Annotated in this window: 13 protein-coding genes; 5 read left to right on the top strand and 8 right to left on the bottom strand. The window is 34.6% G+C overall.

Features of this window, described 5'->3' with window-relative positions; genetic code table 11:
* Nucleotides 1-25 precede the first annotated feature (25 nt).
* Both NADRNF5_RS01780 and NADRNF5_RS01775 read right to left on the bottom strand, forming a co-directional pair.
* Nucleotides 26-2,197 carry a thrombospondin type 3 repeat-containing protein gene (locus NADRNF5_RS01780; protein ID WP_048115054.1) on the bottom strand — a complete coding sequence of 724 codons (2,172 nt, stop codon included), beginning with the start codon at nucleotides 2,195-2,197 and terminating at the stop codon, nucleotides 26-28.
* Nucleotides 2,198-2,206: 9 nt separating this feature from the next.
* Entirely contained in the window at nucleotides 2,207-4,585 is a 2,379-nt protein-coding gene (locus tag NADRNF5_RS01775) for a thrombospondin type 3 repeat-containing protein (RefSeq protein WP_048118758.1), read from the bottom strand.
* Nucleotides 4,586-4,779: 194 nt separating this feature from the next.
* Between NADRNF5_RS01775 and twy1 the strand changes: the two genes are divergently transcribed.
* Nucleotides 4,780-5,808: a 4-demethylwyosine synthase TYW1 gene (gene twy1 / locus NADRNF5_RS01770; protein WP_048115052.1), complete on the top strand. Its 1,029-nt coding sequence runs from the start codon at nucleotides 4,780-4,782 to the stop codon at nucleotides 5,806-5,808.
* On the opposite strand, the gene rdgB is transcribed toward twy1, so the two are convergent.
* Both rdgB and NADRNF5_RS01760 read right to left on the bottom strand, forming a co-directional pair.
* A complete protein-coding gene (gene rdgB / locus NADRNF5_RS01765; protein WP_048115050.1) occupies nucleotides 5,786-6,334 on the bottom strand; it encodes an RdgB/HAM1 family non-canonical purine NTP pyrophosphatase in 549 nt (182 codons plus the stop codon). The genes twy1 and rdgB overlap by 23 nt on opposite strands.
* The gene (locus NADRNF5_RS01760; protein ID WP_048115048.1) at nucleotides 6,318-6,938 is read right to left on the bottom strand and encodes a KEOPS complex kinase/ATPase Bud32; all 621 of its coding nucleotides are present in this window, start codon (nucleotides 6,936-6,938) and stop codon (nucleotides 6,318-6,320) included. The genes rdgB and NADRNF5_RS01760 overlap by 17 nt, the downstream gene beginning before the upstream one ends.
* Nucleotides 6,939-6,975: 37 nt before the next feature.
* On the opposite strand from NADRNF5_RS01760, the gene NADRNF5_RS01755 reads away from it, so the two are divergent.
* Nucleotides 6,976-7,302: a hypothetical protein gene (locus NADRNF5_RS01755; protein ID WP_048115046.1), complete on the top strand. Its 327-nt coding sequence runs from the start codon at nucleotides 6,976-6,978 to the stop codon at nucleotides 7,300-7,302.
* On the opposite strand, the gene kae1 is transcribed toward NADRNF5_RS01755, so the two are convergent.
* Nucleotides 7,296-8,279: a KEOPS complex N(6)-L-threonylcarbamoyladenine synthase Kae1 gene (kae1, locus tag NADRNF5_RS01750; RefSeq protein WP_048115044.1), complete on the bottom strand. Its 984-nt coding sequence runs from the start codon at nucleotides 8,277-8,279 to the stop codon at nucleotides 7,296-7,298. The two genes, NADRNF5_RS01755 and kae1, sit on opposite strands and share 7 nt — an antisense overlap.
* A gap of 1 nt (nucleotide 8,280) precedes the next feature.
* Complete coding sequence (locus tag NADRNF5_RS01745; protein WP_048115042.1) at nucleotides 8,281-9,468, bottom strand: redox-regulated ATPase YchF; 1,188 nt, start codon at nucleotides 9,466-9,468, stop codon at nucleotides 8,281-8,283.
* A 73-nt stretch (nucleotides 9,469-9,541) separates the two neighbouring features.
* Between NADRNF5_RS01745 and NADRNF5_RS01740 the strand changes: the two genes are divergently transcribed.
* Entirely contained in the window at nucleotides 9,542-10,090 is a 549-nt protein-coding gene (locus NADRNF5_RS01740) for an adenylate kinase family protein (RefSeq protein ID WP_048115040.1), read from the top strand.
* A 31-nt stretch (nucleotides 10,091-10,121) separates the two neighbouring features.
* Complete coding sequence (gene tgtA, locus NADRNF5_RS01735; protein WP_048115038.1) at nucleotides 10,122-11,633, top strand: tRNA guanosine(15) transglycosylase TgtA; 1,512 nt, start codon at nucleotides 10,122-10,124, stop codon at nucleotides 11,631-11,633.
* Nucleotides 11,634-11,671: 38 nt separating this feature from the next.
* Here the strand turns inward: tgtA and NADRNF5_RS01730 are convergent, their stop codons facing one another.
* Both NADRNF5_RS01730 and NADRNF5_RS01725 read right to left on the bottom strand, forming a co-directional pair.
* Complete coding sequence (locus NADRNF5_RS01730; protein WP_007403030.1) at nucleotides 11,672-11,974, bottom strand: ATP-binding protein; 303 nt, start codon at nucleotides 11,972-11,974, stop codon at nucleotides 11,672-11,674.
* A 141-nt stretch (nucleotides 11,975-12,115) separates the two neighbouring features.
* Nucleotides 12,116-12,328 carry a hypothetical protein gene (locus tag NADRNF5_RS01725; RefSeq protein ID WP_048115036.1) on the bottom strand — a complete coding sequence of 71 codons (213 nt, stop codon included), beginning with the start codon at nucleotides 12,326-12,328 and terminating at the stop codon, nucleotides 12,116-12,118.
* A gap of 113 nt (nucleotides 12,329-12,441) precedes the next feature.
* Between NADRNF5_RS01725 and NADRNF5_RS01720 the strand changes: the two genes are divergently transcribed.
* Nucleotides 12,442-13,707, top strand: coding sequence for an MBL fold metallo-hydrolase (locus NADRNF5_RS01720; RefSeq protein WP_048115034.1), 1,266 nt, complete (start codon nucleotides 12,442-12,444; stop codon nucleotides 13,705-13,707).
* The last annotated feature ends 1 nt before the right edge of the window (nucleotide 13,708 follow it).

The following is a 13,708-nucleotide window of genomic DNA, read 5'->3' as shown; positions in this document are numbered from 1 at the left end:
GAAATTAAAAATTAAAGAAACAGGTCTATGGATCTGGACATCCATCTTCATCTCTGTCACCATCATAATCCTCAGGATCTTTGGGACATAGATCAAGATCATTAATTATTCCATCAAGATCATCATCATGAACAAATCTCTGTTGTTCAGGAGCAATGTCTGGGCAACCGTCCCAATCTAGATATTTGTTCCATGTTTCAGGCTTGTTTGGACAAGAATCAAGTACATCTGGGTAACCGTCACGATCTGAATCAGCATATACAGGTGTTGTTGATTCAGCACCAGGAACATCTGGGCAACCGTCTTTGTCTAGATAATCATTATAGTTTTCAGGTTCATCAATGCATGCGTCCCATCTGTCTTCAATTCCATCACCATCAGTATCTGGGAATTGGTATTGTAGAGTTGTTGAATCAGCAGTATCTGGGCAACCGTCCCAATCTTGGAATTTATTGTAAGTTTCGGGTTGGTTAGGACAATCATCGAAGATATTTGCAATTCCATCCATATCAGAATCTAATGAAGAGTTAAGTCTGTCTGGGCAACCGTCTTTGTCTTGGAATCCATTGTAAGTTTCGGGTTGGTTAGGACAAGAATCTAGGTTATCAATAATTCCATCACCGTCAGTATCAAATGCAAATTTGTTGTCTGCTACATAATCAGGACAACCGTCTTCATCTTGGAATTTATTGTAAGTTTCTTTAGCAAATGGGCATTGATCTAAATCATCATAGATACCATCAAAGTCAGCATCAGCTACTGTTTGGAAATCAACACTGTCTGGGCAACCGTCTTCATCTTGGAATTTATTATATCGCTCAGCAATTGTAGGACATTCATCCAGATGATCTGCTATTCCATCATAATCAGCATCAAGCATATCACCAGCAGTTGTTCCTTTGATGTCTGGGCATCCATCCCAATCTAAATAATCGTTAAAGTTCTCTGGCTCATCAATACATGAATCCCATCTGTCTTCAATTCCATCACCATCAGTATCTGGGAATTGGTATTGTAGAATTGTCGAATCAGCAGTATCTGGGCAACCGTCCCAATCTTGGAATTTATTGTAAGTTTCAGGTTGGTTAGGACAATCATCATAGACATCTAGTATTCCATCCATATCAGAATCTAATTTAGGATCAAAACTGTCTGGGCATCCATCTGAATCTTGGAATTTATTGTAGACTTCAGGTTGGTTAGGACAAGAATCTAGGTTATCAATAATTCCATCACCATCAGTATCAAATGCAAATTTGTTGTCTGCTACATAATCAGGACAACCGTCTTCATCTTGGAATTTATTGTAAGTTTCAGGACTAAATGGGCACAAATCATTTTGATCTAGGATTCCGTCACCATCTACATCACCAACTGTTTTGTAAATAATAACATCAGGACATCCATCACTATCTTCAAATTTATTATAATTTTCACGGTCTAATGGGCATTGATCCTTATCATCTGGAATGCCATCATAATCAGCATCAGGTGCCTCCAAAGACAATGCACCAGGTATGTCAGGACAACCATCCCAATCTAAATAATCATTAAAGTTCTCTGGCTCATCAATACAGGAATCCCATCTATCAATAATTCCATCACCATCGGTATCTGGGAATTGATATTGTAGAGTAACAGAATCGGCAATATCTGGGCAACCGTCCCAATCTTGGAATCTATTGTAGTTTTCTTGCTCAAGTGGACATTCATCTAATGAATCAGAAATACCATCTCTATCAGAATCCCTTATTGTTTGATAATTTTCAGGACAACCGTCCTTATCATCAATTCCATTGAAAGTTTCAGGTTGGTTAGGACATAAATCCATATAATCTGGATAACCATCATTATCAGTATCAGCTATTTTTTGTTCAGCATAGATAGATAAATCAGGACAACCGTCATCATCTTGGATTCTGTTGTAAGTTTCTTTCACAGTAGGACAATCATCAATGTGATCTTCTATTCCATCCATATCAGCATCATACCATGGAACAAAATCAGCAGGGCATCCGTCTATGTTATTACCATATTGTGGATCATAATCCTCTTTAAGATTAGGACATTGATCTAAATTATTTGGAACACCATCTCCATCAGTATCAATTTCTGAAGCAGCAGAAATACCACTGGGTAACATACCAATGGTTGATGTTAGTAAAATCAAAAAGCCTAAAAGAAATTGTTTATTCATCTTTAGCACCTATTGGTCAGGGCATCCATCAGAATCAGTATCACCATCATAATCTTCAGGTTCCAAAGGACAGAAATCATAGTCATTTGGAATTCCATCCAAGTCAGAATCATGCTTGAATCTTGATTGTTCAGGAGCAATATCTGGGCAACCGTCACTATCTAAATACTTGTTCCATGTTTCAGGTTCGTTTGGACACATATCATTATCATCAAATATTCTATCACCATCAGTATCAATTCTTAGATTTCCAATTGGTAATGTATCAGGACAACCGTCATAATCAACATAATTATTCCAAACTTCATTTTGTTTTGGACACAAATCCATTACATCAGGTACACCATCACCATCAGTATCAGGTTGGGTATCATCAACGTCTGGACAGCCGTCTTCATCTTGGAATCCATTGTAATTTTCAGCTACCAGTGGACAATCATCATAGACATCATTGATACCATCATTATCAGTATCAACTACAAATGATTTTGAGACAGTATCTGGGCAACCGTCATCATCTTGGAATTTATTGTAAGTTTCTTTAGCAGTTGGACATGCATCAATTGCGTCTGGAATACCATCTAGATCTCGGTCATTCTTTCCAATGTAATTATCAGGACATCCGTCTCTATCAAGAATTCCATTATAGGTTTCTGGTTGGTTAGGACAATGATCATTGTAATCATTTATACCGTCACCATCAGTATCTGGAACTCCTTTGTTATCTGCAACAAAATCAGGGCATCCGTCTAAGTCTTGGAATTTATTGTAAGTTTCAGGAGCTAATGGACATTGATCCTTATCATCTGCTATTCCATCATAATCAGAATCTAAAGTAGTGATATAATCAGGGTAATCAGGGCAGCCATCTTCATCTTGGAATCCATTGTATCGTTCTCTATCAAGTGGACATTGATCTACTGAATCTAAAATACCATCAAAGTCAGAATCTGCTTCTGATGGATTATCAGGACAACCGTCATGATCTTGGAATCTATTCCAAGTTTCAGGTGATGTTGGACACTTGTCTAAATCATCTCTAATTCCATCCCCATCTGAATCTAATACTGCAACATCAGGACAACCGTCTAAGTCATGATATCCATTTACAGTTTCAGGTTGAAGTGGACATTTATCAGTCAAATCAGAAATTCCGTCTCTATCAAAGTCAAAGTTGCCTAATCCAGAAACACTGTCAGGACAACCGTCTTCATCTTGGAATCCGTTGTAAGTTTCTTTTGCGGTTGGACATTTGTCTACACCATCTGCAACACCATCTCTATCTCTGTCTTGTGTAGATAGTGTATCAGGACAACCGTCTCTATCAAATACACCATTGAAAGTTTCTGGTTGGTTAGGACAAAGATCAACATAGTCATTTATGCCATCACCGTCAGTGTCTGGCATTCCTTTGTTAACACCAACAAAGTCAGGACAGCCGTCATTGTCTTGGAATCTATTGTAAGTCTCTTTAACGTCAGGGCATTGATCAATGCTATTAGGAATTCCATCAAGATCAGAATCTACATCACTTGAATAAGGAGGAATATCTGGACATCCATCTTCATCTTGGAATCCGTTGTATCGTTCTGGTTCTAATGGACAAACATCATCAATATCTTTTATTCTATCACCATCTGCATCATTTAGAACTCCATCAAGTGCAGGAGCCGAATCAGGGCAACCATCATAATCTGCAAATCTATTGAAAGTTTCTGGTTGGTTAGGACAAATATCAAACTTGTCTGCAATTCCGTCACCATCTTTATCATTAAAGGTAGTATCTAAAACAACATCAGGGCAACCATCTGTGTCTCTATACCCGTTATACACTTCAGGTTCTTTTGGACATAAATCAACTTTATCTTGTAAACCATCATTATCAGTATCAATAAAAGTAAAATCATTTACAGAATCAGGGCAACCATCTTCATCCTGGAATCTATTGTAAGTCTCAGCACTTAGAGGACATTTGTCAGCTGCATCTGGAACTCCATCTCTATCTCTATCACCCTTACCAAAATCATCAGGACATCCATCAGTATCTAAGATACCATTGAAAGTTTCTGGTTGGTTAGGACAATTATCAATAGTATCAACAATGCCATCACCGTCAGAATCAGGTAAACCACCAGGTCCTCCACTTGGGGATAAATCTGGGCAACCATCTTCATCTTGGAATTTATTGTATCTTTCTTTAAGAGTTGGACATTGATCAAGATGATCTTCTATTCCATCAAAGTCTTCATCATACCATGGAACAAAATTTGATGGACAACCGTCAATTGTACCTTCATAATCTTCTTTCAGATTAGGACAAGCATCAATTGAATCATCAACGCCATCTTTATCCAAGTCATCATCAGCAAAAGCTGGACTGATAGGCATGCTGGTTAATGTAGTTACAAGCAACAATAGGAACGGTAAAATGTGTATTTTTTTCAATGCCTAAAATTACCCAGAGGATCCAGTAATTAAACCTCACTCTGAAATCGGCTCAGATTTTTAATAATTTTGGAAATATTTTCCATCTTGGAGAAAAACTCGATCAATTTAAGTAAACCAGAACAAGATTTGGAATAATGAGTTGTTCAGGCGAAGTAGTAGAAGCAGATGATCCATTAATTCAGATAAAGCCTGCAATCTCTGCTCAATTAAAAAAAGCAAAGTATGGTGTTGCTGATCATTCTACAGTAGAATTATGTCATTGGACAAAAAAATCATTCAAACATGAAGGAAGTTGTTACAAACACAAATTTTATGGAATTTCAACTCACAGATGCATGGAGTTTTCTCCAGCTGGTATGCATTGTGAGAATCGTTGTGTATATTGCTGGAGACCCATGGAATTTTATGATTCAATGAAAATGGAACCAGAACAAGTTGCAGAACCAAAAGAGATCTTGACAAAATTAATGGCTGAAAGAAAAAAACTGATCAATGGATATTATGGAGATTCAAGAAATGATAAACAGAGATTAGATGAATCATTACTACCAAGTCATTACGCAATTTCTTTATCTGGTGAACCAACAATGTATCCAAAATTACCAGAATTAATTAAATATCTAAATTCGTTAGAGGCAACAAAATCAATTTTCCTTGTAACAAATGGACAAGAGCCAGATATGATTCAAAAATTACAAGATGAAGATGCACTACCTACCCAATTGTATTTGTCTACAAACGCTGCAGATTATGAATCATTTATCAGAATTAACAAGCCAAAATATGATGATTCATGGGAAAGATGGAATAGAACTTTGGATATGTTAAAGGATCTAAATACAAGAACAGTACTTAGAGTCACATTAATCAGAAATTATAACGACCAAAAAGAAGTTATTCCAGCTTTTGCTGAAATGTTTAGAAAAGCAAGTCCTCATTTTATTGAATTGAAATCATACATGCACATTGGCCGTTCTACAAATAGATTGGAGCATGCAAACATGTTAGAAATGGAAGAAGTGAGAAAATTTAGTGAGGAAATTGCAAAACAAAGTAAGATATTTTCAATAATGGATGAAAGTATAGTATCAAGAATTTCTATTTTACAAAATAATGAACGATATATTGATCGTTTTATTCCTACTTATGCAAATACCAATTAGAAAATTTTTTCAAAGCTTTGTATCTGTGAGATAATTTATTTTTCTCATTAATTTCAGCAAACGTTTTTTGTGAATTTTTTGGAATAAAAATCGGATCATACCCCCAACCTTTCCCTTTTTGGAATTTAGATATCATTCCATCTAGTTTTGCAGTAAACGATTGGAAATTTGTTTTATCACAATATGTAATAATTGAAACAAATTTTGCTTTTCTGTTATTTTTTAACAAATTAAGAATTCCATCATTGCCAATAGTTTTGAAAACGTATGATGAATAAGGTCCAGGAAAACCAGACAATGAATTGATGAATAATCCATCATCTTCAATAATTACAGGTTTTTTAAATTTAGAAAATGCATCTTTTGCTTTTCTCATTGCTATCTCATCAAGAGAATTTGATTGAATTTCTTCCAACTCTGATTTTAGAAAACCAAGTTTGATTCCAAAAGTTTCTAGAATGCTTTTGGCTTCTACATACTTGTGATTATTTGAAGATACAAAGAATAGATCAAACGACTTCTGCATATCTACCACGACTTTCTATCTCTGCAACCAATTTAGCAATTTTTGTATGATATGAGTCACCTACTACAGATTTGTAACCTAGAAGAAAATTTTTCCAAGCATTTTTCATAATTTTAGCATGAGCGCTGTTAAGGATTTCTTTGATTAGTCTCAAATCAACTGCATGATCTTCAGGTTTTATTGAATTTTGAGACAATCCAAAATCAATGACATAGACCAGATTTTTGAATAGAATAAAGTTCGAAGTTGTCAAGTCACCATGCATGATACCGTTTTGATGTAATTTCCCAACCAGATTTCCAATTTCTTTTGAGAATTTAATAATTTTAGATTCAGATAAATCATGAACTGGTGTTCCAGGAATTTCTTGCATTATGATATATGATTTTTTTAAATTTACAAAATAAACTAATGGTGTAGGTATTCCAAATGTTCGAGCATTAGATATCATTTGAGATTCTTTAATAGTTCTTTGTTTACGTATTTTTGCATCAAGTGAGGGGTTACGATAATTTTTTACTTTTCGAATTTTTAATATTGCTTTAGAGTTTTGCCACATAGTTTGGTAGATATCAGCTTCTGCACCTTTTTTGATTAATTTCATTAACGTTATATCCTGAGGAATTCAATAAAAATTAATCATGGAAAAAGGGGAAAATAAAATAAAACAAGAGGATTGTGGTGAAGATAATTTAGGAGCTGGAATTCTAACATTAACAAATAAGAGATTAGCATTTGACAAAACTAATGCGAGAATTATGGATTTTTCAAAACATTTTGGGGATACCATATTAGATATCAAATTAGATGATGTCATCAAAGTATGGAAAGAGGGATTACTAATGAAAAAAGTATGTTTTACTGCAAAAACAAATGAGGGTGAACAAACTTACAAGTTTGGAGTTTTTAATACAAAAGATTGGACTAAAACTATTGAAAAACAAATAGCTGAATACAAAAATCAATAATTAACTTTGACAGTATCTAATCTCCAAGATTGAGTTACAAAGGTATCTTTTAGAGATGATCCTGATTTTACTTGAGATTCTAAAAGTCCAGTCCAACAAATTTGACTACCACAATCACCTGCATAACGTAATGGTACTACAAAAAATTTGCAATTGTGACGTTTGCAAACATCTTTGAGCATTTCAGACAATCTTTTGTTTGCTGCAACTCCTCCTACTATCATTAATTCTCTTTTTTGAGTAAATGATAATGCACGTTCAACAGCTTCGCTAATCATTGCAAAAGCAGTTTCTTGAAGAGAATAACATGCATCGATTTTACTTTTTTTAGCAACAGCTTTTGTAGCAGATAATAGTCCTGAAAAAGAGACATCATTTCCTTTTACAGAATATGGAAGGGTAACATAGTTTGATGATGTAGATGCCAACTCTTCAATATTTTTTCCACAGGGTGAAGGAAATCCAATGGATCTTCCAAATTGATCAAGAAGCTGACCAAGTGTAATATCAAGAGTTTCACCGAAAACTCTCCATTGTTTATTTAGAAATGCCAAAAGCATCGTATGTCCCCCAGATACCAAAAGTACCAATGGATTTGATGCGCCAGTAAGTAATTTTCCTAATTCAATGTGTCCTATTGCATGATTTACAGGATAAATTGGAATTTTATAAAATGAAGACAAAGATCTTGCAACTACAGCACCTACACGTAAGCATGGACCCAATCCAGGTCCTGCAGCATAAGAAATAATATCCAAATCTCTGATGGATGAGTTTGCTTCTTTTAGGCATTCAGATAATACAGAAGAGCTGTGTTCTATGTGATGGCGTGATGCCTCTCGGGGATGAATGCCCTCCCCATCTGCTGGCCGATAAATTTTTCTAACATCTGAAAGAATTTTCCCCTTTTTTCCTTTTTTTTCAATTATTGCACAGGAAAAAGTATGTGCAGTACTTTCAATTCCTAAACCTAGCATATTATCCACGACTTAATGTTGATACAATTTTGATGACATCGCCATTTTTTAGTTTTTGATCACCGCTGATTCTTTGCTTTGTTTTACAATCAATTGCATGCAAGAATCCTTTTGCAATATCTGCATGAATTAAACTCGCCAAATCCTTTGCAGTAGAATCTAGAGGAAGTAATTTAGTATCAGGTAAAACCACACCATCTTTGTTGGTTAGTTTGGTCTCGTCTTCAACGGGATATACAACGATGAATTTTAAAGAATCAAAAACTGCAGTATTTAGAATTTTTTGTATTCCAGTGGATTGGATTTTAGAAAAAACGGACTTTACTAAATCTAGTGCTTTTTGCTGAGCAGGCGGAATTTCTTTTCCATCAGGAATAGTAAAACCTGTATCACCTGAAGAATAATTTACAATTCCAGATTTTGATGCCTTTCGCAATAATAATTCAGTCTCAGCACTACAAGGAATAACACAGTCAGATATTTTATCAATAATACTAAGATCAGTGCATAGATCTGCTTTATTTGCAGCAATAATCATAGGTTTTGTATTTTTTCTTAACTCTTTGACAAAGGTTTGGATATCGGAATCTTTCCATTCCTTTGGATTTCTAGCCATTAGGCCAAGTTTTTGTAACACTTCCTGTACTTGAAAATCTTTAATTCCTAAACCAGTGAATCGCTTTGCAATACCGTCTGTAAGTTTTGCTCTTTTTTGATCTATTTCTCGAGTAATCTTATCCCATTCTCTTTTTAGAATATCTGCAAACCATTGATCAAATTCATCTTGAACAAATTCTACATCCTCTAAAGGATCATGAGTTCCAACTGGAACTGGTTGTCCTTGAATGTCAGTAGTACCTGCAATATCAACTACATGAATCAAAACTTCAGCTTGTCTGGCATCATCAAGGAATTGATTTCCCAATCCTTTTCCTTCATGAGCTCCTGGAACTAATCCTGCAACATCTATTAGCTTTACAGGTATAAGACGAGTTCCACTCACACAATAATCATTCTCATGTTTAATGCCAAAATGTTTGCAGGCACAATCAGCTTTGACATATGCCACACCAACATTTGGTTCAATAGTTGTAAAGGGAAAATTGCCTGATGCTACAGGAGTTTGAGTTGCTGCAGAGAAAAATGTGGATTTTCCAACATTTGCTTTACCTAATAAACCAATTTGCAATATTGACAAAAACTCAATTCTACTTATTAGTATTGCAGAAATCGTTTAATCTGGTTCGTGATGATTTTATAACATGTCAATAGTCATTACAGGAAATCCAGGTGTAGGAAAACATACGGTTGCAGAAAAAATTGCTCATAGATTAGGATTGCCCATTATTGATATTAATAAAATTGCAAAGGAGTCAGGATTATTTGAAGAAAATAAAGATGTTAATGATATTGATACTGAGAAGCTAAAAAAAATACTTGTGGGAAAAATTTCTGATAACTTTTTGATTGTAGGACATTTAGCACCATATGTTTTAGATAAAAGCCAAGTAAAGATAGTGATTGTTTTAAGAAGGAGTCCATATGATTTGATTACAGTATACAAAAATCGAAAATATTCAGATAAAAAAATTAAAGACAATACAGGCAGTGAAATATTAGGAATTATTGCACATGATGCAATTAATAGATTCGAGGAAAAGACAGTTCAGATTGATATGACAGGGAAAACCATTGAAGAAAATGAAGAAAATGTCATCTCCATAATTTCTACTAACAAAAGAAATGAAAATGTGGATTGGCTTGATTTAGTTACAAAAAATAATGATTTACAAAAATTTTTTTCTGATTGATTAAATAACGCCTTTAAGACTGTAAAATTAATTGTTTGAAATATCTAAAACCGATTTAGCTGGAAGAATTGGGACTATTTATACAAATCATGGGAAAATTGAGACGCCGGCTTATGTCCCTGTAATTCACCCAGTAAAACAGACTATTCCATCAAAAAAAATCCGTGAGATTGGTTTTGATTTAGTTATTACAAATGCATACATTACAAGAAACAATTATGGCGATGACGCCATAAAGAAAGGAATTCATGAGATAATAGATTTTGATGGGGCAATAATGACTGACTCTGGCGGATATCAGGTTTTAGAATATGGCGATGTCAAAGTCACACCGCCAGAAATGGCAAAATTTGAAAAAGGAATCCTGACAGATTTTGCAATTCCACTTGATAAGCCAACAGGATATGGAATGCCAATTAAAAAAGCAGAAGCATATGTCAAACATACTCTTGAAGTCTCACAGCAAACACTTGAGACTAGTGAAAAGAATGGTCAGATTTGGATTGGTCCAATTCAAGGAGGAGAACATTTTGAACTTGTTGCAAAATCTACAAAGAGTTTAGTTAAGATTGGTTTTCAAATGCTCGCTTTAGGAAGTCCTGTTGAGTTTATGGAGTCATATGAATATAGATTATTAGCCCAGATGATTGTTGCTGCAAAAAAACAGATGCCCCATTCAATACCTTTACATCTTTTTGGTGCAGGTCATCCTCTAACAATCCCATTTGCCATAGCATTGGGTTGTGATACGTTTGATTCAGCCTCATACATGCTATATGCTAAAAAATCAAGATACATTACTGATGATGGAACCAGGTATTTGTCAGACATCACAGTATTTCCTTGCAATTGCGAAATCTGTTCAAAATATTCACCAGATGAATTACGCCGTCTTGATGAAGTTCAGAGAACAAATGAATTAGCAATACACAATCTGCATGCAATCAAACTTGAAGTTGATAGAGTAAAGCAGACAATCTATGAGGGCAGGTTATGGGAATATGTAATTAAGAAAGCAAGGGCACATCCTAAATTATTTGAGATGATTGAGGTAATGATTGAAAACTCTGATTTTCTGGGTTTAGGTACACCAAAATTCAAAGAAAAAGCCATTTTCTTATTCTCTAAAGAGGATCAGCATCGTCCAGAAGTTCAATCATACCATGGAATAGTTAGAAAATTCAAATCAAAGAAAAAAAAGATGATCATTACAAAAGAATCCAGTACAAAACCAGGTTATTTATCAAATCAATATTTGGGATTAAAAAGAAAATTCAAAGAATTTGATTCATTTCAAGTATGTCAGTACAATCCCGTTTTGGGATTAATTCCAATTGAGATTTCAGATATATTTCCAGCAGCTCACCATGAAACTGCAAGAATTGATTTTCAACCAAATGAATTCCCCGTATTTGAAAAGACATGGAATGAGTTTTTTGCAAACAACAAGTTTTCAGAAATTCATTATGACAAAAAAGATAATTTCCTAAAACATTTTGTAAAAACAATTCCAAAAGAAATCAAGCGAAAATCAATTGCTTAATTAAAAATAAGAAAAAAGAATGTGCTAAAAGATTCAGCTTATAGTGCTGCGTCTTCTGCCCAACCTTTGATGAAGATACCGTTTTTGTGAAGAGGTACTGGTTGTCCAGCAGTGTAATTCATTGGTCTCATCCAAAAGATTGATTTTGTTGGGCATACACCGATGCATGCACCATCAGAAATACATCTTTCTGGATAAAATACAAATGCTTTACCTCTCTTCCAGCCTTCAACAGGTTTTACTCTAAGGACATCTGGACCAAGAGTTGTACAGATTTCTACACATAGTGCACATCCGATACATCTTTGTTCATCAATGTCTGGAAGTATTGCTATTGGCATTACAAAGATTAGATTGCTTAGTCACTATTTAAACCATGATCGAAATTCATAACTCTGTTATGAAAAAGATCGACTCAAAAAATATGCGCAGAATTTAGATTCAAAAATTGAAAAAACAAAAAGATAACGTGTTTTACACGTTTATTTTCTCATTGCGTCTATTTGACCAGAGGTTACCCAGTCAAGTAGTTCAGCTGAAGATGGATTAAGGTCTGCTTTCTGATTCATCAGATTGTTTACCCAAATCCAGTTAAGTTGGTTTAGGAGTGGTTTGTTTGCTTCGTCACCAGCACGTGTTTTAGCGACGACGGCTTGATCTTGTTGTCCTAACCATTCTTGGAAGCTTCTTCCCATGAGGATCGAATCTTAGCTTACACTAATTAAAGCTTGTGTAGATTCCATGATAGACATAATGATCGGGTAATCTCTAAGAAGGTTTTAACGTCGATAAAAAATCATCATAATTCTTGAATGTAAAAATTTTGGGAGCTGCAAACGAAGTTGGCAGATCGGGCTTTTTAGTTAATTGTAATGGAACAAATCTCTTGCTAGATTATGGGGTATTATTTGGTAGAAGAGGATCACCCCCACAATACCCCCTTCATGTAAAACCCAAAGATTTGGATGCCATAATTATCACTCATGCTCATTTGGATCATTCAGGAAATGTACCATCATTGTTTGTAAGTGGGAATACAGATGTTTATGCCACTCCACCAACATTTGATTTATCAAAATTACTAATTGAAGATATGCTAAAAATTGAAAAAAATTCACATCCATTTGACTTACCTGAAGTAAACAATATGATGAAAAATGCAAAAGAAATTGGATTTAGACAAAAAATAACTAAAGGAAATGCAACTTTTGAGTTAAGAGAATCAGGTCATGTTATTGGTGGAAGCACAGTTTTAGTAGAATCAGAGAAAAAACGACTCTTTTACACAGGTGATATCAAGACTCACGGTTCAAGAATGCTTCGAGAGATGGATTTAGACATTGGAGAAATTGATTTGCTAATTACTGAGAGCACATATGCCAAAAATGAGCAAAAACCTAGAAAAGAATCAGAAGCAGAATTAATTGAATTTGCAAATGAAGTAATGGATAGAAAAGGAATATTATTTATCCCATCATTTTCAGTTGAGCGCTCTCAAGAGATTGCATGTGTTTTAAGAAGTGCAAATTTCAAACACAAAATCATTATGGATGGAATGGCATTAAAGGTAAATGAGATAATGTTTAGACATCCAGATTATCTAAGAGATCCAAAAATATTTTCAGATGCAATAAAGAGTGCAACTGCAATTACAGAACATGCAGATAGAAAACGTGCAATGGAAGAACCATGTGTTGTAATATCACCAGCAGGTATGTTGGTTGGAGGAAACGCAGTTTATTATTTGCAACAGTTATCTTTTGATAGTAAAAATGGAATAGCTCTTGTTTCTTATCAAGGAGAAGGAACACCGGGTAGAAAATTACTAGACACCGGAAAAGTATCAACTAGAGGAAGAGATCTAAATGTAGAGGCTGAAGTCAAACAATTTGAATTTTCAGGGCATGCAGATAAAAAAGAATTATTTGATATGATCAAAAAAATTAAGGGAAATCCCAAAGTATTGACTGTGCATGGCGATACTGAATCATGTGATATGTTTGCCCAAGAGATTCATGAGAAATTTGGTTTAGAGGCATATTCACCTGCAGTTAATGACGAAATAACCGTCTAAA

This window comes from Nitrosopumilus adriaticus (assembly GCF_000956175.1).
GTDB lineage: Archaea > Thermoproteota > Nitrososphaeria > Nitrososphaerales > Nitrosopumilaceae > Nitrosopumilus > Nitrosopumilus adriaticus.
Note: the sequence above shows the minus strand (reverse complement) of the source record. Positions and strands in the feature narration are given on the sequence as shown.